Origin of the sequence: Stutzerimonas nosocomialis, assembly GCF_005876855.1 — a bacterium.
Lineage (GTDB): Bacteria > Pseudomonadota > Gammaproteobacteria > Pseudomonadales > Pseudomonadaceae > Stutzerimonas > Stutzerimonas nosocomialis.
In genome coordinates this window covers 211,726-233,000 of the sequence record NZ_QLAE01000002.1, presented here as the reverse complement: position 1 = coordinate 233,000, position 21,275 = coordinate 211,726, and the positions used below count along the sequence as shown (strand labels likewise).

21 protein-coding genes are annotated in these 21,275 nt (G+C 67.3%); 13 read left to right on the top strand and 8 right to left on the bottom strand.

The window, feature by feature from the left end:
- Positions 1 to 25: 25 nt before the first annotated feature.
- Positions 26 to 1,543: a 3-hydroxyacyl-CoA dehydrogenase gene (locus tag DN824_RS02150; protein WP_138406747.1), complete on the bottom strand. Its 1,518-nt coding sequence runs from the start codon at positions 1,541 to 1,543 to the stop codon at positions 26 to 28.
- 119 nt (positions 1,544 to 1,662) lie between these two features.
- On the opposite strand from DN824_RS02150, the gene DN824_RS02145 reads away from it, so the two are divergent.
- Both DN824_RS02145 and DN824_RS02140 read left to right on the top strand, forming a co-directional pair.
- Positions 1,663 to 2,106, top strand: coding sequence for a PaaI family thioesterase (locus DN824_RS02145; protein WP_138406746.1), 444 nt, complete (start codon positions 1,663 to 1,665; stop codon positions 2,104 to 2,106).
- A 4-nt stretch (positions 2,107 to 2,110) separates the two neighbouring features.
- Complete coding sequence (locus DN824_RS02140; RefSeq protein WP_138406745.1) at positions 2,111 to 3,442, top strand: hypothetical protein; 1,332 nt, start codon at positions 2,111 to 2,113, stop codon at positions 3,440 to 3,442.
- A gap of 3 nt (positions 3,443 to 3,445) precedes the next feature.
- Here the strand turns inward: DN824_RS02140 and radC are convergent, their stop codons facing one another.
- Positions 3,446 to 4,120, bottom strand: a complete 675-nt coding sequence (radC, locus tag DN824_RS02135; RefSeq protein WP_138406744.1) for a RadC family protein — start codon at positions 4,118 to 4,120, stop codon at positions 3,446 to 3,448.
- Between the two features lie 249 nt (positions 4,121 to 4,369).
- On the opposite strand from radC, the gene coaBC reads away from it, so the two are divergent.
- The 4 genes from coaBC to argB all read left to right on the top strand — a co-directional run bounded on the left by coaBC (position 4,370) and on the right by argB (position 9,594).
- Entirely contained in the window at positions 4,370 to 5,578 is a 1,209-nt protein-coding gene (coaBC, locus tag DN824_RS02130) for a bifunctional phosphopantothenoylcysteine decarboxylase/phosphopantothenate--cysteine ligase CoaBC (protein WP_138406743.1), read from the top strand.
- 6 nt (positions 5,579 to 5,584) lie between these two features.
- On the top strand, positions 5,585 to 6,040 hold the full coding sequence (gene dut / locus DN824_RS02125) for a dUTP diphosphatase (RefSeq protein ID WP_138406742.1): 456 nt from the start codon (positions 5,585 to 5,587) through the stop codon (positions 6,038 to 6,040).
- 1,241 nt (positions 6,041 to 7,281) lie between these two features.
- Positions 7,282 to 8,673: a phosphomannomutase/phosphoglucomutase gene (algC, locus tag DN824_RS22635; RefSeq protein ID WP_206666157.1), complete on the top strand. Its 1,392-nt coding sequence runs from the start codon at positions 7,282 to 7,284 to the stop codon at positions 8,671 to 8,673.
- Positions 8,674 to 8,688: 15 nt separating this feature from the next.
- The gene (gene argB, locus DN824_RS02115; protein ID WP_138406740.1) at positions 8,689 to 9,594 is read left to right on the top strand and encodes an acetylglutamate kinase; all 906 of its coding nucleotides are present in this window, start codon (positions 8,689 to 8,691) and stop codon (positions 9,592 to 9,594) included.
- 334 nt (positions 9,595 to 9,928) lie between these two features.
- Here the strand turns inward: argB and DN824_RS02110 are convergent, their stop codons facing one another.
- Together DN824_RS02110 and pyrE are read right to left on the bottom strand one after the other, a co-directional pair.
- The gene (locus DN824_RS02110) at positions 9,929 to 10,525 is read right to left on the bottom strand and encodes a DUF4124 domain-containing protein (protein ID WP_138406739.1); all 597 of its coding nucleotides are present in this window, start codon (positions 10,523 to 10,525) and stop codon (positions 9,929 to 9,931) included.
- A 21-nt stretch (positions 10,526 to 10,546) separates the two neighbouring features.
- A complete protein-coding gene (gene pyrE, locus DN824_RS02105; RefSeq protein WP_138406738.1) occupies positions 10,547 to 11,188 on the bottom strand; it encodes an orotate phosphoribosyltransferase in 642 nt (213 codons plus the stop codon).
- An 83-nt stretch (positions 11,189 to 11,271) separates the two neighbouring features.
- On the opposite strand from pyrE, the gene DN824_RS02100 reads away from it, so the two are divergent.
- A complete protein-coding gene (locus DN824_RS02100) occupies positions 11,272 to 12,051 on the top strand; it encodes an exodeoxyribonuclease III (protein ID WP_138406737.1) in 780 nt (259 codons plus the stop codon).
- 40 nt (positions 12,052 to 12,091) lie between these two features.
- Here DN824_RS02100 and DN824_RS02095 read toward each other — a convergent pair whose 3' ends face one another.
- Positions 12,092 to 12,460 carry a DUF4870 domain-containing protein gene (locus DN824_RS02095; RefSeq protein WP_138406736.1) on the bottom strand — a complete coding sequence of 123 codons (369 nt, stop codon included), beginning with the start codon at positions 12,458 to 12,460 and terminating at the stop codon, positions 12,092 to 12,094.
- A gap of 11 nt (positions 12,461 to 12,471) precedes the next feature.
- Positions 12,472 to 13,194 (bottom strand): ribonuclease PH, encoded by a 723-nt coding sequence (gene rph, locus DN824_RS02090; RefSeq protein WP_138406735.1) that lies wholly within the window; start codon positions 13,192 to 13,194, stop codon positions 12,472 to 12,474.
- A gap of 171 nt (positions 13,195 to 13,365) precedes the next feature.
- Between rph and DN824_RS02085 the strand changes: the two genes are divergently transcribed.
- From DN824_RS02085 to DN824_RS02060, 6 genes are all read left to right on the top strand, one after another.
- The gene (locus DN824_RS02085; protein ID WP_138406734.1) at positions 13,366 to 14,229 is read left to right on the top strand and encodes a YicC/YloC family endoribonuclease; all 864 of its coding nucleotides are present in this window, start codon (positions 13,366 to 13,368) and stop codon (positions 14,227 to 14,229) included.
- Positions 14,230 to 14,281: 52 nt separating this feature from the next.
- On the top strand, positions 14,282 to 14,899 hold the full coding sequence (gene gmk / locus DN824_RS02080) for a guanylate kinase (protein ID WP_138406733.1): 618 nt from the start codon (positions 14,282 to 14,284) through the stop codon (positions 14,897 to 14,899).
- 117 nt (positions 14,900 to 15,016) lie between these two features.
- Positions 15,017 to 15,280: a DNA-directed RNA polymerase subunit omega gene (gene rpoZ / locus DN824_RS02075; protein ID WP_138406732.1), complete on the top strand. Its 264-nt coding sequence runs from the start codon at positions 15,017 to 15,019 to the stop codon at positions 15,278 to 15,280.
- Between the two features lie 60 nt (positions 15,281 to 15,340).
- Positions 15,341 to 17,449, top strand: a complete 2,109-nt coding sequence (gene spoT / locus DN824_RS02070; protein ID WP_138406731.1) for a bifunctional GTP diphosphokinase/guanosine-3',5'-bis pyrophosphate 3'-pyrophosphohydrolase — start codon at positions 15,341 to 15,343, stop codon at positions 17,447 to 17,449.
- 123 nt (positions 17,450 to 17,572) lie between these two features.
- A complete protein-coding gene (locus DN824_RS02065) occupies positions 17,573 to 17,953 on the top strand; it encodes a RidA family protein (RefSeq protein ID WP_138406730.1) in 381 nt (126 codons plus the stop codon).
- 77 nt (positions 17,954 to 18,030) lie between these two features.
- Positions 18,031 to 20,142 (top strand): CHASE2 domain-containing protein, encoded by a 2,112-nt coding sequence (locus tag DN824_RS02060; protein ID WP_138406729.1) that lies wholly within the window; start codon positions 18,031 to 18,033, stop codon positions 20,140 to 20,142.
- Positions 20,143 to 20,148: 6 nt separating this feature from the next.
- On the opposite strand, the gene DN824_RS02055 is transcribed toward DN824_RS02060, so the two are convergent.
- Complete coding sequence (locus tag DN824_RS02055; protein WP_138406728.1) at positions 20,149 to 20,736, bottom strand: OmpA family protein; 588 nt, start codon at positions 20,734 to 20,736, stop codon at positions 20,149 to 20,151.
- A gap of 3 nt (positions 20,737 to 20,739) precedes the next feature.
- Entirely contained in the window at positions 20,740 to 21,198 is a 459-nt protein-coding gene (locus DN824_RS02050) for a FecR family protein (protein WP_138406727.1), read from the bottom strand.
- Positions 21,199 to 21,275 lie beyond the last annotated feature (77 nt).

Below are 21,275 nucleotides of genomic sequence, written 5' to 3'. Positions count from 1 at the left end.
CCAGGGCCTGCCGGCAGCGCGCCGCTCAGCCTGCCGGTCGATCCGGCTGGCTCAGGGAGAGCCCCAGCTGAACCCGCCGGCGCAGCCAGGGGCTGGGCCGGTAGCGGGGCTCGCGGTAGCACTCGTGCATGCCCTCGAGAATCGTCAGGATGCGCGCCGGCAGGTAATGCTCGGCGAATCCCAGCGGACCTTTCGGATAACCGAGGGCGAGCTGAATGGCGCGCTCCAGCGTCTGCGGCGTGGCGATTCCCTTCTGCGCGATCTCGCAGCCGAGGTTGACGATGCTGGCGACCACCCGCTGGCTGACGAAGCCGGGCGAATCGTTGATCACCTCCACCGGCACGCCATCGGCGCCCAGCGCCTGGCAAGCCTGGGCCTCGAGCGCCGGGTCGAGCGCCGGCTGGCGCATCAGCACGCGGCGCTTGTCGAAATCCGAGAACAGGTCATAGGCGAGGGTGCGCCTGGCCGGCAGGCCGAGACGCTCGATCATGTTGCTGGCGTCTTCGCCGAGCGGCGTGATCAGGCAGATCGCCGCATCGGACGGCGCCTGCTCCTGCTCCAGGGTCGCACCGGCCCCAGCGAGTACCGCCGCGAACTGCGCGCGCACCTGCGGCTCGATGCTGTCGAGCCAGAACGGGCGGTCGATCGTCACCGGCTCGGCCACCGGCTCGGGGCTGCGCAGCTGCTGGCCATTCTCGTACCGGTAGTAGCCCTGTCCGGTCTTGCGTCCTAGCAGCCCGGCGGCGACGCGTTGCGCCGCCAGGTAGGACGGCGTGTAGCGCGGGTCCTGGTAGAACTGATCGTGGACCGACTCCATCACCGCGTGGGAAATGTCCAGGCCGGTGAGGTCGAAGAGTTCGAACGGGCCCATCTTGAAGCCGGGGCCGTCGCGCAGGATGCGGTCGATCTGCTCGGCCGTGGCGATCCCTTCGGAGAGCATGCGCTGGGCCTCGGTGCCGTAGGCCCGGCCGGCATGGTTGACGAGAAACCCGGGGGTATCGGGGGTGATCGCCGGAAAGTGCCCGGCGTGTTCGGCCAGCGCCACCAGCCGGTCGATGACAGCCGCCTCGGTACGCTCGCCGCGCACCACCTCGACCAGCTTCATCAGCGTCACGGGATTGAAGAAATGGAACCCGGCCACGCGCTCGGGCCGTCGGCAGGCGGCGGCGATCCGCGTGACCGACAGCGAAGAGGTGTTGGTCGCCAGCACCGCGTCGTCGCCGATCAGCCCTTCGAGTTCGACGAACAGCTGCTGCTTGGCCTCGAGCTTCTCGACGATGGCCTCGATCAGCAGGTCGCATCCGGCCAGCTCCGCCAGGCTTCGGGCCGGCTGCATGCGCTCGAGCGTCGCGGCGAGCGCCTCGGCGGTCATCCGCCCCTTGGCGACGTTGCGCTCGAGCAGTTCGCGGTTGAACGCCAGTGCCTGGTCGACGGCCTCGGCACGAAGGTCATAGAGCAGGACCTGCTGGCCGGCCGTGGCGAACAATTGCGCGATACCGCGCCCCATGGCGCCGGAGCCGATCACGCCGATGCGCTTGAACATGCGAACCTCCTTCTCAGAGCTCTTGTTATTTCGCAGTGCAGAACAACATTTCGTTATATTGACCAGGAGCCTAAAGGCTGCCAGTCTGCGACGCAAGCGCCCAGCACTGTGATCGCCCCATGAACGACACGCCCCCTTCCCACGCCACGCTCGACCAGGTCGGCGCCTCCGTTACCGGCTTCTTCCAGGATCTGGGCTGCGAACTGCTCGAGTATTCGCCCGACCGCGCGGTGGTCGCCCTGACCCTGGCGCCGCGCCACCTGAACAACGCCAGCAACCTGCACGGCGGCGTCACCGCGACGCTGATGGACGTGGCGATGGGCCTGTGCGGCACCTGGGCCGAGCGGCCCGAAGAACGGCGGGTGGCCATCACCCTCTCGATGAGCCTGAACTTCAGCGCGCCGGCCGCCGCCGGCAGCCGCGTACGCGCCGTGGCCCGCTGCCGTTCGGCCGGACACAAGACGTTCATGGCCAGCTGCGACCTGCTGGATGAAGCGGACCGGCTGATCGCCTTCGGCGAGGGCGTGTTCCAGCGCGGTGCGCTGCGCAGCGAGCTGCCGTGAGCCGATGATCGCCCTGCTCCCCCTGGCGCTGGCCTGCGAGCTGCTCGCCCTGGTGACCCACATCGAGGCGCTGAGCGTCGCCAGCGCCGGCGTGCTGGGGCTGTTCTTCCTCTATCACTGGCGCTCCTTGATGCCCTACCCGCGCCGGCTCGGCCTGGTGACCCTGGTCGTGCTCGGCGGCTGGCTGCTGCTGGGCGAGCCGGACTGGCAGAAGGCACAGCGGATGATGAGTTCGGCGGCCTACTACGCGGCCTTCATCGGCGCATTGGGGCTGATGCACTGCCTGGTCAAACGCCTGCCTCAGCTGGGCGAGCTGCATCGGCTGCTGCTGTCGGGGCCCCGCGCCCTGCTCTATCCGGGCTATCTGCTGAGCACCTTCGCGATCAGCTCGATCCTGAGCTTCGGCATGCTCAACCTCATCTGCGGCTCGCTGGACACCCATCTCGCTCGCCGGGCGGGCGACGAGCCGCAGCGCGAAGGACGCCGCGGCGTCATGGTCACGGCGTTGCGCGGTTTCGCCCTGGTGCCGCTGCTGGCGCCGACGAGCGTGGCGGTGGCGATTCTCACCCGCGAGCTGCCCGGCCTGAGCTGGAGCGTGCTGCTGCCTTTCGGCCTGCTGGGTGCCCTGGTGCTGTTGCTGGTCGGCTGGCCGGTGGAAAATCGCCGCCTGCAGTCGCTGCGCCGCGAGCGCGGCGAAAGCCGCGAGCCCGAAGCGCCGGTACGCCTGACCGGCCTGCTGTTCGGCAGCCTGATCGGCATCGGGCTGATCGCCCTGCTGGCGGCGCTGACCTGGCTCTCGGCCACCCAGGCGGCCATGCTGCTGGTGCCCCTGGCAGTCATCGGCCTGCTGCTCTGGCGTGGGCAGGCGGCTGGCGCGGTCTATCTGGAAGTGAGCGACACGCTGGCCGGCATGCGCAACGAGACGTTCATCTTCGCCGCCTCCGCGCTGCTCGGCGCGCTGACCGCCGAACTGGTGCCCATGCACCTGCTGGCCGGCCAGCTCAGCGTCACGCCGGTGGTGCTGTTCATGATCGGTTCGCTGGGCATGCTCGCGATCATCGCCCTGGCGCTGCTCGGCGTCGCGCCGATCATCTCGCTGAGCCTGTGCGCCGCCCTGCTGGCGCAGCTGGCCGAGCATGGCGTGCCACTGATGCAACCGGCGGTGGCGCTGCTGACCGGATTCTCCCTGGCCATGCTGCTGTCGCCCTACGGGCCGTCGGCGCTGCTGCTGGCGCGCTATGCGCAACTGTCGCCGTGGCGCATCGCCTTCGACTGGAACGGCCGCTTCGTGCTCATGGCGATCGGCCCGCTGATGCTGATCCCGCTGCTGGCCTGAGGGCTACATCCAGCCCTGTTCGGCCATCGACAGCGGCTCCCCGTCGCCGACGATGAAATGGTCGAGCACCCGCACGTCCACCAGCGCCAGGGCGTCGGTCAGGCGCCGGGTCAGCTGGCGGTCGGCCTGGCTCGGTTCGGCTACGCCGGAAGGGTGGTTGTGGGTCAGGATCAGCGCCGCCGCGTTGTGCGCCAGGGCGCGCTTGACCACCTGGCGCGGGTAGACGCTGGCGCCGTCGATGGTGCCGTGGAACAGCACCTCGAAGGCCAGCACGCGATGCCGCGAATCGAGAAACAGGCAGGCGAACAGCTCGTGGGGCTCGTGCCGCAGCCGCGCCTTGAGGTAGTCGCGTACCGCCTGCGGGCTCTCCAGCGCCGAGTCGCGACGCATGCGCTCGGCCAGGTGACGGCGGCCCATTTCCAGGACCGCCTGCAACTGGGCATATTTGGCAGGGCCCAGCCCCAGGTGCGCGCCGAATCGCGCGAGGTCCGATTCGAGCAGCGCGCGCAGGCCGCCGAATTCGGCCAGCAGGTGGCGCGACAGGTCCACCGCACTCTTGCCGGCCACGCCGGTACGCAGAAAGATCGCCAGCAGTTCGGCATCCGAAAGGGCCGCTGCGCCCTGTTCGAGGAGCTTTTCCCGGGGTCGCTCGGCCGCCGGCCAGTCACGAATGCTCATGTCATCTCCTTGTGAGCCGCGGCCCCTGTTCCATCAGGGGCGCTGTGCTATCTTAGCGCTCTTTTTCGCACAGCGGCCGCCCGGCAGGTCGCTGAAAATAACGAGAGCATCGGTTGCCCGGCACTAGGTGCCAGGGACCGCCGGGAAGCACGAACCGCCGCAGCGCCGGACCGATCGCGCCCTTCTCGCCCGCCTCCATTTTCAGCACCCGTCTGCGTCGCCCACCCTCTCCGGCAACAAGGCAGGCTTATGCAGCGGCTGTATCGTAAACGCATCGTCCTGGGCGTCGGCGGCGGCATCGCCGCCTACAAGAGCGCCGAACTGGTTCGCCGTCTGCGCGAGCATGGCGCCGAAGTCCGTGTCGTCATGACCCACGGCGGGCGCGAGTTCATCACCCCCCTGACCCTCCAGGCGCTGTCCGGCCATCCGGTTCATCTGGACCTGCTCGATCCCGCCGCCGAAGCCGCGATGGGCCATATCGAGCTGGCACGCTGGGCGGACCTGATCCTGGTCGCGCCCGCCACCGCCGACCTCATGGCACGCCTGGCCCAGGGCGTGGCCAACGACCTGCTGACCACCCTGGTCCTGGCTACCGACGCCCCCGTCGCCCTCGCCCCCGCCATGAACCAGGCGATGTGGCGCGACCCGGCCACCGAGGCCAACGCCGCCCTGCTGGTCGAGCGCGGCATCCGCCTGCTCGGCCCCGGCGCCGGCGTTCAGGCCTGCGGCGATGTCGGCCTCGGGCGGATGCTCGAGCCGGATGATCTGGCCCGCGCCGCGGCCGACTGCTTCGAACGGGACCTGCTCACCGGCCGCCACGTGCTGATCACCGCCGGGCCGACGCAGGAGAACATCGACCCGGTGCGCTACATCACCAACCACAGCTCCGGGAAGATGGGCTTCGCCCTGGCCGAGGCCGCCGCCGAGGCCGGCGCGCGGGTCACCCTGGTGTGCGGCCCGGTGCACCTGCCCACGCCCGACCGGGTCCACCGCATCGATGTGGTCAGCGCCCGCGACATGCTCGCCGCCTGCGAGGCCGCCATGCCCTGCGACCTGTTGATCGCCGCCGCCGCGGTCGCCGACTACCGCCCGGAAGTGGTCGCACCGCACAAGTTGAAAAAAGACCCCGCCAGCGGCGATGGTCTGCTGCTGCAGATGGTGCGCAACCCTGACATTCTGGCCACCCTTGCGGGCCGGGCGGATCGCCCCTTCAGCGTCGGCTTCGCCGCCGAGACCGAGAATCTGCTCGACTACGCCGCACGCAAGCTGCGCGACAAGAACCTCGATCTGATCGTCGCCAACGACGTCGCCAATCCGAGCATCGGCTTCAACAGCGAGGAAAACGCCGTGAGCGTGATCGACCGCAACCAGCAGGAAACCCGCTTTGGCCAGGCCAGCAAGGGGCACATCGCGCGCCAGCTGGTGGCCTTCATCGCCGACCGATTCAACCAGGCCTGACCCTCCATGCAAAAGCTCCAAGCCAAGATCCTCGACCCCCGCCTCGGCCGCGACTTTCCCTTGCCGCACTACGCCACGCCCGGCTCCGCCGGACTGGACCTGCGGGCCATGCTGCCCGCCGACAGCCGGGTCGAGCCCGGCCAGACCCTGTTGATCCCCACGGGCCTGGCGATCCACATCGCCGACCCCGGCCTGGCCGCCCTGGTGCTGCCGCGCTCGGGCCTGGGCCACAAGCACGGCATCGTGCTGGGCAACCTGGTCGGCCTGATCGACTCGGACTACCAGGGCGAGCTGATGGTGTCGTGCTGGAACCGCGGCAGCCAGCCGTTCGACATCGCCGTCGGCGAGCGCATCGCGCAGCTGATGCTGGTGCCGGTCGTGCAGGCCGAGTTCGAACTGGTCGAACGCTTCGACGACAGCGACCGCGGTGCGGGCGGCTTCGGCCATTCAGGCACACGCTGAACCCTTCTTTTCAGGATGAGATGTCGGCAGGAAACATGACAGTCTTCAAGCGCACCGCCAAGGAACCCGGCACGTTGAATCCGGCCGATGCCACCTCCACCCCGCGTCCCGCCGGCCCCGGCCTCGCGGCGATGCTGCCCGGCCTGGTTTCCAGCCTCGTCGGGCTGGCCGCCGCCGCCGCCCTGCTCTGGTTCAGCCTGCAGGCCAGCGAGCAGCGGCAGCTGAGCGAACTGCGCAGCGCCTGGGGGGAAGGCCAATCCGGTGCGATCAACCAGGCCCTGAACCAGATCGCCGCCGACACCCAGTCCGCCGCCAGCGACCCGCGTCTGCTCGAGGCGCTGCTCAGCGAGCAGCCCGAGCGCATCCGCACCGCGGAGCGCAACCTGGGCTACCGGAGCGGGGTCGTCGATGCCTACCTGAACCTTCGCGGCCGCGCCACCCAGAACACCGGGCGCGTGGCACCGGTGAGCTTCGCGGCGCTGGACCTGCTGCAACGCGCCGAGAACGGCCAGACACCGGCGCCCGAGGCCTACAAGGTCGGCAGCCGCTGGATGCTCTACAGCGTCGCCGCGCTTCGGCCCGACCCGCAGCAGCCGGCGGTCGGCACCCTGCTGCTGGTGTTCGAGTTCGACCGCCTGCTGGCCGCGCTGCCGGCGCTGCCCGATGGGGTCGGGCAACTGCGCCTGCAGCAGCAGTTCGGCAGCGCCCCGCCACAGCTGCTCGCCCAGCTCGGCACCCCGGGCCGCGACGACCTGCGCCAGAACCTGCCCAGCGGCAACCCGAACTGGCAGCTCAGCTTCTCTCCCGGCAACCGGCTGGTGCAGCCCTCCGTCTCGCCGGTGGTGCTGATCCTCGCCGCCCTGCTGGCACTGGCCGGCAGCCTGTTCGGCCTGCAACTGGTACTCGGTTCGCAACAACGGCGACTGCGCCAGGATGTCCTGCAGTTGAGTCGCATGGTGCAGGAACTCTCCGCCGGCAAGGCCATCAAACCTCCGACTTTGAGCCTGCCGGCGCTCGACGCGCTGGCCAAGAGCCTGGTCCGCATGCCACGGCGCCCCCCGGCTCCGGCAGCCGGCGCTGCGCCTGTCAGCCCCGCTCCCGCTCCGGTGGCCGCCTCCCGGCAAGCCAAACCCACCGAGTTCGTCGACCCGCTATACCAGGACACCGATATTCTCGACATCGACATCCTCGATGAAGACCAGGACCTGTTTGGCCTCGACACCATGGAGCGAGAATCCGCAATGAGCAGCGCCAAAGCCCCCCGATTGCCCGCAAGTATCTTCCGCGCCTACGACATCCGCGGCGTGGTTGGCGACAGCCTGACGCCCGAAGCGGCCTACTGGATCGGCCGCGCGATCGGCTCCGAAAGCCTGGCCAAGGGCGAACCGAACGTGGCGGTGGGCCGTGACGGGCGCCTGTCCGGGCCACAACTGGTGCAGCAGCTGATTCAGGGCATCGCCGATTGCGGCTGTACCGTCAGCGACATCGGCATGGTGCCGACCCCCGTGCTCTATTACGCCGCCAACGTCCTGGCCGGCAAATCCGGCGTGATGCTCACCGGCAGCCACAACCCACCCGACTACAACGGCTTCAAGATCGTCATAGCCGGCGACACCCTGGCCAACGAGCAGATCCAGGCGCTGCGCCAGCGCATCGAGAACAACGACCTGGCCAGCGGCGTCGGCAGGATCGAGCAGGTCGACGTGCTGGAGCGCTACTTCAAGCAGATCCGCGACGACATCGCCCTGGCCAAGCCGATGCGCGTGGTGGTCGACTGCGGCAACGGCGTGGCGGGCGTGATCGCGCCGCAACTGATCGAAGCGCTCGGTTGCACCGTGATCCCGATGTACTGCGACGTCGACGGCAACTTCCCGAACCACCACCCCGACCCGGGCAAGCTGGAAAACCTGCAGGACCTGATCGCACGCGTGAAGGCCGAGGACGCCGACCTGGGCCTGGCCTTCGACGGCGACGGCGACCGCGTCGGCGTGGTGACCAACACCGGCACCGTGGTCTATCCGGACCGCCTGCTGATGCTCTTCGCCAAGGACGTGGTCTCGCGCAACCCGGGCGCCGACATCATCTTCGACGTCAAATGCACCCGCCGCCTGACCCCGCTGATCAGCGGCTATGGCGGTCGCCCGGTGATGTGGAAGACCGGCCACTCGCTGATCAAGAAGAAGATGAAGGAATCCGGCGCCCTGCTCGCAGGCGAGATGAGCGGCCACATCTTCTTCCAGGAGCGCTGGTTCGGCTTCGACGACGGCATCTACAGTGCCGCCCGCCTGCTGGAAATCCTCAGCCAGGACAAGCGCAACGCCGAAAGCGTCTTCGCCGCCTTCCCCAACGACATCTCGACGCCGGAGATCAACGTCACCGTCACCGAGGAGAGCAAGTTCACCATCATCGAGGCGCTGCAGCGCGACGCCGAATGGGGCGAGGCGAACCTGACCACCCTCGACGGGGTGCGGGTGGATTACCAGAAGGGCTGGGGCCTGGTGCGTGCCTCCAACACCACGCCGGTGCTGGTGCTGCGTTTCGAGGCCGAGTCCGAGGAAGAACTGGCGCGCATCCAGGAAGTCTTCCGCGCCCAGCTCTATACTGTTGCGCCTGATCTTGCCCTGCCGTTCTGACATTCGGAGCCCTGCATGACCCTCAGCCGTGAAGCTGCCACCCAATTCGCCCAGGTACTGTCCGAGGCGCTGCCCTACATCCGACGCTTCGTCGGCAAGACGCTGGTCATCAAGTACGGCGGCAACGCGATGGAAAGCGAGGAGCTCAAGACCGGCTTCGCCCGCGACATCGTGCTGATGAAGGCGGTGGGCATCAACCCGGTGGTGGTTCACGGCGGCGGTCCGCAGATCGCCGAGCTGCTCAAGCGTCTGAACATCGAGAGCCAGTTCATCGACGGCATGCGGGTGACCGACAGCCAGACCATGGACGTGGTCGAGATGGTTCTCGGCGGGCAGGTCAACAAGAGCATCGTCAACCTGATCAACGGGCACGGCGGCAGCGCCATCGGCCTGACCGGCAAGGATGCGCAGCTGATCCGCGCGAAGAAGCTGCACGCCAGCCGCCAGACCCCGGAGATGACCAAGCCGGAGATCATCGACATCGGCCAGGTCGGTGAAGTCACCGGGGTCAACACCGAGCTGCTGGACATGCTGGTGCGCGGCAACTTCATCCCGGTCATCGCGCCCATCGGCGTCGGCCAGGATGGCGAGTCCTACAACATCAACGCCGACCTGGTGGCAGGCAAGGTGGCCGAGGCCCTGAAAGCCGAGAAGCTGATGCTGCTGACCAACATCGCCGGCCTGATGGACAAGGAAGGCAAGGTGCTCACCGGCCTGACCACCGCCCAGGTCGACGCGCTGATCGCCGACGGCACCATCTACGGCGGCATGCTGCCGAAGATCCGCTGCGCACTCGAGGCCGTCCAGGGTGGCGTCCACAGCGCCCATATCATCGACGGCCGGGTGCCCAATGCGGTGCTGCTGGAGATCTTCACCGACGTCGGCGTCGGCACCCTGATCACCAACCGCAAGCATCACTGACACCCGCACCGCCGCGATAGCCAGGCCTGGCTGTGGCGGCGGTCCGCGCCCAAAGCCCTCCGGCGCACGCTGATCCGGGTCGCCCTGACCTCACCACTCCCCCTGAAACCCCTCATCCTGGCCCGGATATGCGTTTTTGCGTGCAGCCGCAGTCGCCAGCGCACGTCCGCTCTCCCGCACCCAGCAGATCGGGCAAGCGTTGGCCTCGGCGCAGCGCGTCAGGCGTGAATTCGGATCGTCATGAGACCGGAGGGCTTGCGGGGGAGATCGCCGCGCTCGGCGGCAGGGAGGTGCCATGCACCTGGTATCGGCATGGCAAGGAGCGGAGATCGGCTTAGCGCTGCAGGCGCCCCAGCAGTTCCTGCAGGCGATCGCGATCGGCGGTGAAACTGGCGTCGGCCTGCTCGCGGACCTGCCTGTAGCGCTCGACGTTGCGCTGCAGACTGGCCTGTTCCTTCTTCAGGTTTTCGATCTGGGCCAGCAGATGCTCGGGCACCTTGCGCCCCGCGCGCTCATGGTCGGCCGCCTGGCTCTGCAGGTTCGCCTGCTGGGTGCGCAGCGACTGCAGGTTGCCCTGGGTCACGCCGATGACGCTTTCCAGCTCCGCCAGCTTGCGCGCCTTGGCGCGCTCGACGTCCTCGACGCTGGTGTAGAGGCGCAGCAGTTGGGCGTCGGAACTGGCACGCGCCTTCTCTTCCAGCAGGCGCTTCATTTCCTCGGGCGAGGGCGCCGGCGGAACGACCCGCACCACACGGCCCTGCTCGTTGAGCACCTCGTAGCCCTTGCCGATATGCTGCGGCGGCACGCCTAGGCGGTCGAGCACCACGACACCCTTGTCATCGACGTAGCGATAGAGTTCGGCGGCGCCAGCAAGCTGCGCCTGCAGCAGACCAAGCATAACGAAGGAGCCAACGGCAGCCGGCTTGAACATGGGTGCTGTACCTTCCTGGGATCAGATTCCGTATTGCGCGCGGTAGGCCTCCACCGCTGGCAAGTGCTGTTTCAGCTGATTATCGCAGGCCAGATATTCCAGAACTTGCGACAAGGACACAATACTGACTACTGGCATATTGAAATCACGCTCGACTTCCTGGATCGCCGACAGCGCGCCTTGACCCCGCTCCTCGCGGTTGAGTGCAATCAGCACGCCCGCCGGCTGCGCCTGGTTGGCCTGGATGATCTGCATCACCTCGCGGATGGCGGTGCCCGCGGTGATCACGTCATCGACGATCATCACCCGCCCGGTCAGCGGCGCACCGACGAGGGTGCCGCCCTCGCCGTGATCCTTGGCCTCCTTGCGATTGAAGCACCAGGGAAGGTCCCGGCCGTGGTGTTCGGCCAGCGCCACGGCGGTGGAGGCCGCCAGGGGAATGCCCTTGTAGGCCGGCCCGAACAGCACGTCGATCTCAAGGCCACTGGCGACCAGTGCCTCGGCATAGAAACGACCCAACTGCGCCAGCGCCGAACCGCTGTTGAAGAGGCCGGCGTTGAAGAAATAAGGACTGGTGCGTCCGGATTTCAGGGTGAACTCACCGAAGCGCAGGACGCCGCGCTCGATGGCAAAACGGATGAATTCGCGCTGGTACGCCTGCATGAAAGAAATTCCCGGAAGCCACGGATTTAGCTAATTGCAAACAGCTCGGTTATCATACACCGACGTGTTTTTAGGGGCCATTTATGCGGATCATCAGTGTCAACGTGAATGGCATTCAAGCGGCAGCACAGCGAGGACTTCTCAGCTGGCTGCAGGCTCAGAATGCCGACGTCATTTGCCTGCAGGATACCCGCGCCTCTGTCCTGGAACTCGAGGACCCTGCCTACCAGCTCGACGGCTACTTTCTCTACGCCAGCGACGCCGAGATTCCCGAACAGGGCGGTGTAGCCCTCTATTCCCGGCTACAACCGAAAGCGGTGATCAGCGGGCTCGGCTTCGAAATGGCCGACCGCTACGGGCGTTATCTGCAGGCCGACTTCGACAAGGTGAGCATCGCCAGCCTGCTGATGCCTTCGGGCCAGAACGGTGATGAGAACCTGAACCAGAAATTCAAGTTCATGGACGACTTCACCCATTACCTGGACAAGCAGCGCCGCAAGCGCCGCGAGTACCTGTATTGCGGCTCGCTGTATGTTGCCCACCAGAAGCTGGACCTGAAGAACTGGCGCGACTGCCAGCAGACCCCGGGCTTCCTGCCGCCGGAGCGCGCGTGGCTGGATGAAGTGTTCGGCAACCTGGGCTACGTCGACGCCCTGCGTGAAGTCACCCGCGAGGGCGACCTGTACAGCTGGTGGCCGGACACCGAGCAGGCCGAGATGCTCAACCTCGGCTGGCGCTTCGACTACCAGGTCCTCACCTCGGGCCTGCGCCGCTTCGTACGCAGCGCGCGCCTGCCGCGCCAGCCGCGCTTCTCCCAGCACGCCCCGCTGATCGTCGACTACGACTGGACGCTGAGCCTCTGACGACCATCGGGCCGGCCACAGGCCCGATGGATGCGATCCCCTACTTGACCAGCCGCCAGCAGAACGGATAGCGATAGGGCTTGCCCTCGTTGGCGCGGATTCCGGCGATCACCACCAGCACCAGCGTCACGATGCTGATCAGCGCCATCAGCGGGAAACCGATCAGAACCCAGGCCAGCAGGCCGCAGATCATCATCAGCACGCTGAAGGTGATCTGGAAGTTAAGCGCCTCCTTGCCCTGCTGGTCGACGAACGGGTCGCTGTCCTTCTTCAGCTGCCAGACGATCAGCGGCCCCAGCACGTTGCCGATCATCGGCACCAGAAACCAGAAGAACGCCGAATAGTGGCAGAACATCGCCCACTGCCTCGCCTCGCGGCTGGGCAGGGGTACCAGATCCTGATCGTTCATCCGCGCCTCCTTCAGTCGCTCAGCGCGGCGCGCTGCAGCGTGAACAGCTCGCGCGTGCCCGCCTGGGCCAGCGCCAGCATGGCGTTGAGCTCCTCGGGCTGGAACGGGGCGCCCTCGGCCGTGCCCTGCACCTCGATGAAGCCACCGCCTTCGGTCATCACCACGTTCAGATCGGTCTCCGCCGCCGAATCCTCGAGGTAGTCCAGATCCAGCACCGGCTCGCCCTGGTAGATGCCGACCGACACGGCGGCGACCATCTGCTTGAGCGGATCGCCGCCCTTGAGCCCACCGCGCTTCTTCAGCACCTTCAGCGCGTCGGCCAGCGCGACCATTGCCCCGGTGATCGAAGCGGTACGGGTGCCGCCATCGGCCTGGATCACGTCGCAGTCGATGTAGAGGGTGTTTTCGCCCAGCTTGGTCATGTCCAGCGAGGCGCGCAGCGAACGGCCGATCAGCCGCTGGATTTCCAGTGTCCGTCCTCCCTGCTTGCCACGGCTGGCCTCGCGCTGGTTACGGTCGCCGGTGGCCCGGGGCAGCATGCCGTATTCGGCGGTGAGCCAGCCCTGGCCCTGCCCCTTGAGGAAACGTGGCACGCCGGACTCGATACTGGCGGTGCAGATCACCTTGGTATCGCCGAACTCGACCAGCACCGAACCCTCGGCATGCTTGGTGTAGTTGCGGGTGATGCGAATCGGGCGCAGCTGATCGGCGGTGCGGCCACTGGGACGTTTCATGAAGTTCTCGCTTAGCAATAGGAGGATCGGCGGCCATTATAGAAGCGTCGACCGGCCTTGCGGGGATCGGCATGGCACCAGCCGACCGCCGCCGCCGAGCCGCCCACCCCGCGAGGGGCTTTTGCTTTACAATCCACCGCCTTTTCGCAGCCCGCACCGAGAGGTATTCCCATGACCCACAGCATGACGGCCTTTGCCCGCACCGAGCAGGCCGGCACCCAGGGCACCCTCAGCTGGGAAATCCGCTCGGTCAACCACCGCTACCTCGAACCCCACCTGCGTCTGCCCGACGCCTTCCGCGAACTCGAAGGCCCGGTGCGCGAGGCGCTGCGCAAGGGGCTGTCGCGCGGCAAGGTCGAATGCACGCTGCGCTTCGTCGAGGAATCGGGCAGCCGCTCGCTGCAGATCGACGAGGACAGGGCCAGGCAGGTCATCGCCGCCGCCGAGCAGCTGTCGCGCCTGATCGCCCAGCCGGCGCCGCTCAATCCGCTGGAGGTCCTCGCCTGGCCAGGCGTGATGGCGGGCGACGCGAGCGATCCGCAGGCGCTCAACCAGAGCGCGCTGCAGTTGTTCCACGCCGCGCTCGACGAGCTGAAGAAGGGCCGCCAGCGCGAAGGCGCCGAGCTGGCCCGCCTGATCGACGAACGCCTGGAGGCGATCCTCGCCGAGGTGGCCACCCTGCGCGAGCAGGTGCCGCAGATGCTCGCCGCCCAGCGCCAGAAGGTGCTCGACCGCTTCGCCGAGATGCAGGCCGAACTCGACCCTCAGCGCCTGGAACAGGAAATGGTGCTGCTGGCGCAGAAGAGTGACGTCGCCGAGGAGCTCGACCGCCTGAACACCCACGTGACCGAGGTGCGCCGTGTGCTCAAGAGCGAGGGTGCCGCCGGTCGCCGGCTCGACTTCCTGATGCAGGAGCTCAACCGCGAGGCCAACACCCTGGGCTCCAAGGCGTTCGACCCGCGCAGCACCCAGGCCGCGGTCAACCTCAAGGTCCTGATCGAGCAGATGCGCGAGCAGGTCCAGAACATCGAATGACGGCGGCACCACGCCGCGCATGACTCCACACCGGATACCTCAGGAAACCATCATGTCCGCCACCGGCACGCTCTACATCGTTTCAGCCCCCTCCGGCGCGGGCAAGACCAGCCTCGTCAAAGCGCTGGTCGACGCCCAGCCGCAGGTCCGTGTGTCGGTGTCGCACACCACCCGGGCGATGCGCCCTGGCGAGGTCGACGGGGTGAACTACCACTTCGTGACCCGCGAGGACTTCCTCGAGCGCCTTGAGCGCAACGAATTCCTCGAACACGCCGAGGTCTTCGGCAACCTCTACGGCACCTCCCAGCGCTGGCTGGAGCAGACCCTGGAGGAAGGCTACGACCTGATCCTGGAAATCGACTGGCAAGGCGCCCAGCAGGTCCGCCGGCTGATGCCCCAGGCCCGCTCGATCTTCATTCTGCCGCCCACCCAGGACGCCCTGCGCCAGCGCCTGACCAACCGCGGCCAGGACAGCGACGAGATCATCGAGCGGCGCATGCGCGAGGCGGTCAGCGAGATGAGTCACTACGTCGAGTACGACTACCTGGTGATCAACGACGACTTCGCCCACGCCCTGGCCGACCTGCAGGCGATCTTCCGCGCCAACCAGCTGCGCCAGGCCACCCAGCAGCAGCGCTACGGAAGCCTGCTCAGCCAGCTGCTGGCCTGAGTTGGCCGCCGCCGGCGATCGATTTACCGCTTCCCTAACAGCTGGTTATTTTTTAAACTAATCCGTCCGCTCGCCCATTCGGGCACGCTCCACCGCTCAAAGATCACGAGGAACACCATGGCTCGCGTTACCGTCGAAGACTGCCTGGACAACGTTGATAACCGCTTCGAGCTCGTCATGCTCGCCACCAAGCGCGCGCGCCAGCTCGCAACCGGCGGCAAGGAGCCGAAGGTAGCCTGGGAAAACGACAAGCCGACCGTGGTCGCCCTGCGCGAAATCGCTTCCGGCCTGGTCGATTACGACGTGATCGCCCAGGACGAGATCGTCACCGACGAGCCGCTGTTCGCGCCCTTCGAGGATGATTCCAACGAGGCCATCTGATTCCATGCCAGGTCGAAGTCGAGCCGCGCGCGCTGCATCTCGCCGGCAGGGAGGCCATCCTTGCCAGCCATAGATTCACTTGCCGATCGCCTGTCGACCTACCTGGACGAAGAACAGGTCAACCTGGTCCGCCGCGCGTACTTCTACGCCGAGCAGGCCCATGACGGGCAGCGCCGCCGCAGCGGCGAAGCCTACGTCACGCATCCGCTGGCGGTAGCCGGCATTCTCGCCGACATGCACATGGACCATCAGAGCCTGATGGCCGCCATGCTGCACGACGTCATCGAAGACACCGGCATCGCCAAGGAAGCGCTCACCGCGCAGTTCGGCGAGACCGTGGCCGAACTGGTCGACGGGGTCAGCAAACTGACCCAGATGAACTTCGAGACCAAGGCCGAGGCGCAGGCCGAGAATTTCCAGAAGATGGCCATGGCCATGGCGCGCGACATCCGCGTGATCCTGGTCAAGCTCGCCGACCGCCTGCACAACATGCGCACCCTCGAAGTGCTCTCAGGCGAGAAGCGCCGGCGCATCGCAAAGGAAACCCTGGAGATCTACGCGCCCATCGCCAACCGCCTCGGCATGCACGCGATGCGCGTCGAGTTCGAAGACCTGGGCTTCAAGGCGATGCACCCGATGCGTTCCGAGCGCATCCGCGCCGCGGTGCGCCGCGCCCGAGGCAACCGCAAGGAAATCGTCAACAAGATCGAGCAGTCGCTGATCCACTGCCTGGAGCGCGAAGGGCTCGAGGGCGAGGTGATCGGGCGCGAGAAACACCTGTTCAGCATCTACCAGAAGATGCGCGGCAAACGTAAGGCGTTCAACGAGATCATGGACGTCTACGCCTTCCGTATCGTGGTCGACAAGGTCGACACCTGTTACCGCATCCTCGGCGCCGTGCACAGTCTTTACAAGCCGCTGCCCGGCCGCTTCAAGGACTACATCGCGATTCCCAAGGCCAACGGCTACCAGTCGCTGCACACCACCCTGTTCGGCATGCACGGCGTGCCCATCGAGATCCAGATCCGCACCCGCGAGATGGAAGAGATGGCCAACAACGGCATCGCCGCCCACTGGTTGTACAAGTCCAGCGACGATGAAGCGCCCAAGGGCACCCATGCCCGCGCCCGCGAGTGGGTCCGCGGCGTACTCGAACTGCAGCAGCGCGCCGGCAATTCGCTGGAATTCATCGAGAGCGTGAAGATCGACCTCTTCCCCGACGAGGTCTACGTCTTTACGCCCAAGGGCAGCATCATGGAGCTGCCCAAGGGGTCCACCGCGGTGGACTTCGCCTACGCGGTGCACACCGACGTCGGCAACACTTGCATCGCCTGCCGCATCAACCGCCGCCTCGCACCGTTGTCGCAGGCGCTGGAAAGCGGCTCGACGGTGGAGATCGTGACCGCTCCCGGCGCCCGGCCCAACCCCGCCTGGCTCAATTTCGTCGTGACCGGCAAGGCACGCACCCACATTCGCCACGCGCTCAAGCTGCAACGCCGCTCGGAATCGATCAACCTCGGCGAGCGGCTGCTCAACAAGGCCCTCAACGGCTTCGATACCAGCCTCGAGAAGATCCCGATGGAGCGGATTCGCCAGGTGGTGGCCGAATACCGCATGGAAGTGCTCGAGGACCTGCTCGAAGACATCGGCCTGGGCAACCGCATGGCCTATGTCATCGCACGCCGGCTGGTGGCCAGCGAGGGCGAACAGGCGCCGAGCGTCGAGGGGCCGCTGGCGATCCGCGGCACCGAAGGCTTGGTGCTCAACTACGCCAAGTGCTGCACGCCCATCCCCGGCGACCCGATCGTCGGCCACTTGTCGGCGGGCAAGGGCATGGTGGTGCACCTGGAGACCTGCCGGAACATCGCCGAAATCCGCCACAACCCGGACAAGTGCATCCAGCTTTCCTGGTCCAAGGACGTCACCGGCGAGTTCAACGTCGAACTGCGCGTCGAGCTCGAGCACCAGCGCGGCCTCATCGCCCTGCTGGCCAGCAGCGTCAACGCGGCCGATGGCAACATCGAGAAGATCGGCATGGACGAGCGCGACGGCCGCATCAGCGTCGTCCAGCTGGTGGTCAGCGTCCACGATCGGGTGCACCTGGCGCGGGTCATCCGCAAACTGCGCACCATCGGCGGCGTCATGCGCATCACACGGGTGCGCGCCTAAGCGAGCTGGAAGCTGGAAGCTGGAAGCTGGAAAAGGTGGTCACATCTGCTCGGCTTGTCTAGCATCCCGCTTTTACTCCCCGCTTCAGGCTTCCCGCTTCAAGCGCTCGAAAGAGGACTTCCCATGCCCCGTACCGTCATCAATACCGACAAAGCCCCTGCCGCCATCGGCACCTATTCCCAGGCGATCAAGACCGGCGATACGGTCTACCTGTCGGGCCAGATCCCCCTGGACCCGGCCAGCATGCAGCTGGTCGAGGGCTTCGACGCCCAGGTCGTACAGGTCTTCGAGAACCTCAAGGCCGTGGCAGAAGCCGCCGGCGGCTCGCTCAAGGACATCGCCAAGCTGAACATCTTCCTCACCGACCTCTCCCACTTCGCCACCGTGAACGAGATCATGAGCCGCTACTTCGAGCAGCCCTACCCCGCGCGGGCGGCCATCGGCGTGGCAGCGCTGCCCAAGGGCGCCCAGGTGGAAATGGACGGCATCATGGTGCTCGGCTAACACCCATCCGGGCCGGCACGCCGGCCCCTTCGCGGCCATCCACCGGCACGGTCCGGGGTGCAGGGAGCGCAACGACCGTGGCGTTTTCAGGTTCCATATCGCTCGGCAGGCTGGCTGCCTTCGGCGGGCTGCTGGCGGCCTGCCTGGTCTACCTGTACGAGCCGGCCGTGGTGCAGACGCTGCGCAACGGCCTGTTCGACCAGTACCAGCGCTGGCAGCCCCGCGCCGCGCCGGCCGGAACGCCCGCCATCCAGATCGTCGACATTGATGAAGCCAGCCTTGCACGGCTCGGCCAGTGGCCCTGGCCGCGCACGCGCATGGCCGAGCTGCTCGACCGGCTGCGCGAGGCCGGCGCCGCGGTCGTGGTATTCGACGTGCTGTTCGCCGAGCCGGACCGCACCTCCCCTGCCCGCGTCGCCACGCAACCCGGCATTCCCGAGGCGCTGTCGCGGCAACTGGCGCAGCTGGCCGACCACGACCAGCAGCTAGCCGTCGCCCTGGCCCGGCAACCGACCGTACTGGGGTTCGCCGCGACCGCCGCGGCCGGCGCAGACTCGCCGCGCAAGCGCTTCGCCGTGCGCAGCGACGATCCGCAGGCCGTCCTCGCCCAGGTACCCGGCTTCGGCGGCAGCGTCGGCGCATTGCCCGAGCTGCAGGAGGTTGCCGCCGGCAACGGCGCGATGACCTTCGTTCCCGACGCCGATGGCGTGGTGCGCCGCGTGCCGCTGCTGATCCGCGCCGGCGAGGAACTGTTGCCCTCGCTGTCGGCCGAGGCGCTACGGGTGTTCCTCGGCCAGCAGGTCTATCGCGTCGCCCTGCAGCCGCTCGGCATCGAGCGCATCGACATCGGCCCGCAGCCGATCGCGACCAACCGCCGTGGCGAGCTCTGGGTGCACTATCGCCCCCTGCCCGCCGACCAGGCGCTGCCGGCCTGGCAGGTGCTGGACGGCCGAGTCGATGCCAGCACGCTGAAAGACAGCCTGGTGCTCGTCGGCAGCTCGGCCCAGGGCCTGCAGGACCTTCGCTTCAGCCCGCTGGGCGGCATCATCCCGGGCGTGCAGGTGCATGCCCAGGCGCTCGAGCAGGTACTGAGCGGCGCGCGTCTGCAGCGGCCGGTCTGGAGCGCCGCCTTCGAAGCCCTCGGCCTGCTGCTCGGCGCAATCCTGCTGTGCGCGGTGGTGATGCACACCGGCGCGCTCTCCGGCGCGCTGCTCGCCATCGGGCTGATCGCCGCGTTCAACCTCGGCGCCTGGTGGGCGTTCTCCGCGCAAGGGTTGCTGCTCGACGCGCTGACGCCCTCGGTGGGCCTGCTGCTCTGCTATTTCGGCGCGAGCCTGGCCCGCCACCGCCACAGCGAGCGCCAGCAACGCTGGATCCGCGATGCCTTCTCGCATTACGTGTCGCCCAACCTCGTCGAGCACCTGGTGCGCCACCCGGCGCAGCTGCAGCTGGGCGGCCGCCGGCAGACCTGCAGCTTCGTGTTCACCGACCTCACCGGGTTCACCCGCCTGATGGAAAGCCAGCCGCCCGAACGGGTGGTCAGTCTGCTCAACGAGTACCTGGACGGCATCATCCAGATTGCCTTCCGCCATGAAGGCACCCTCGATCGCATCGTCGGCGACGCGGTGGCGATCCTGTTCTCCGCGCCCGTCGTCCAGCCGGATCACGCGTCCCGGGCACTGGCCTGCGCGCTGGAGATCCGCCGCTTCGCCGGCGAGCACGCCCGACGCCAGCAGGCCGCCGGCATCGCCCTAGGCGTGACCCGCATCGGCGTCCACAGCGGCGAGGTGGTGGTGGGCAACTTCGGCGGCTCGACACTCTTCGACTACCGGGCGCTGGGCGACGCGGTGAACGTGGCGGCGCGCCTGGAAAGCCTCAACCGCCACCTCGGCACCTCGTTGTGCGTCTCCGAGCCGATTCGCCAGGCCAACGCCCAGCAACCGATGCGGCCCGTCGGCGACGTGGTGCTCATGGGCAAGAACGAACCGGTCAGCCTGTACGAGCCGCTGGAAGCGGCCGATGAGCCGTACGAGAAGGCCTATGCGCTGCTGGCCAACTGTCCGGCGCAGGCCCGGGAGGCCTTCGAACAGCTGGCCATGGCACGGCCCGAGGATGGGCTGGTCGCCTTCCAGCTGGGGAGGTTGCGCCGTGGCGAGCAGGGCATCCGCATCGCCATGGAGCGAAAGTGAGCGGCCCTAGCGGACGATGATCTCGACGCGGCGGTTGCGCGGCTCCGGCGTGTCGTCCGGGGTCTTCACCAGCAGGTTGCGCTCGCCGTGGGACTGCACCTTCAGCTCGATCACCTCCAGCCCGCGCGCCTTGAGCAGGTCGGCGATGGCCTGGGCACGCATCAGCCCGAGCTGCTCGTTCCAGCGCGTGCCGCTGACCGTGTCGGTATGGCCGGTCACCGAGACGGCCGACGGCCCCCGGGCGCGAATGGTTTCGAGCACACGGGGAATCTCGGCTTCCGATTCGGGCGTGAGGTTCGGGCCACCGGTCTGGAAATAGATCAGGAAGGTTTCCGGCAGCGCCGGCTGTGCTGCCAGGGCAGCGGAGAAGTCACGGTCCAGGCGCGCCTGGGGCACGCTGAACTGGCCCCGCCGCAGGCCACCGAGCGTCACGCCCTGCTGCTTGCGCTCGACCCGCGTGGTGCCCATCGCATCGCTGACCTCGATGGCGCCGGTGGTGCCATCCGGGCTTTCCAGCAGCACCACGTAGGATTTCGACGCACAGCCGCCGAGGGCGAGCGTCATCAGCACGAGCGGGTACAACAGAACTCTCATCGATCAGTTATCTACTTTCACCAGGAAATGGGTACCGCGCACGCCGATGGTGCCGGTGGGCGTGTTGATTTCCACCGCCTCGGGCTTGAGCTTGGCGATGACCCCGGAGATGAAGTTCATCGTCCCACGGCTGATGCGGGCGCTCAGGCGCAGCTGCTCCTGGGCGGGGGTGAACAGGTATTCGTCGACCGTCAGCGACGTGTTGGGCCCGAAGGACATCACCGTATTGTCGGTCAGGGTGACGCCCAGGGCGCCGTCGCCGCCGGTGCGCAGTTCCGCCCCAAGCATGACGGCTTGCCCTACACTGGCCGGCAGGGCCTGGCCGCGCGTCACCACGATGGCTTCCCCCTCGACCTTCATGACGTAGCCGATGGGCTCCCCCGGCTCGTCGGCACTGGCATGACCGGTGGTCGCCAGAAGGGTCACGAACGCGCTGAGCAAAATATTTTTGAACCGAAACATAGTAATCTCCGTCCATAAAGGCGATTGGCCATCAAACCACTTCGCGGCCTTAAACCCAAGTCCTTGAGGCCTCGCGT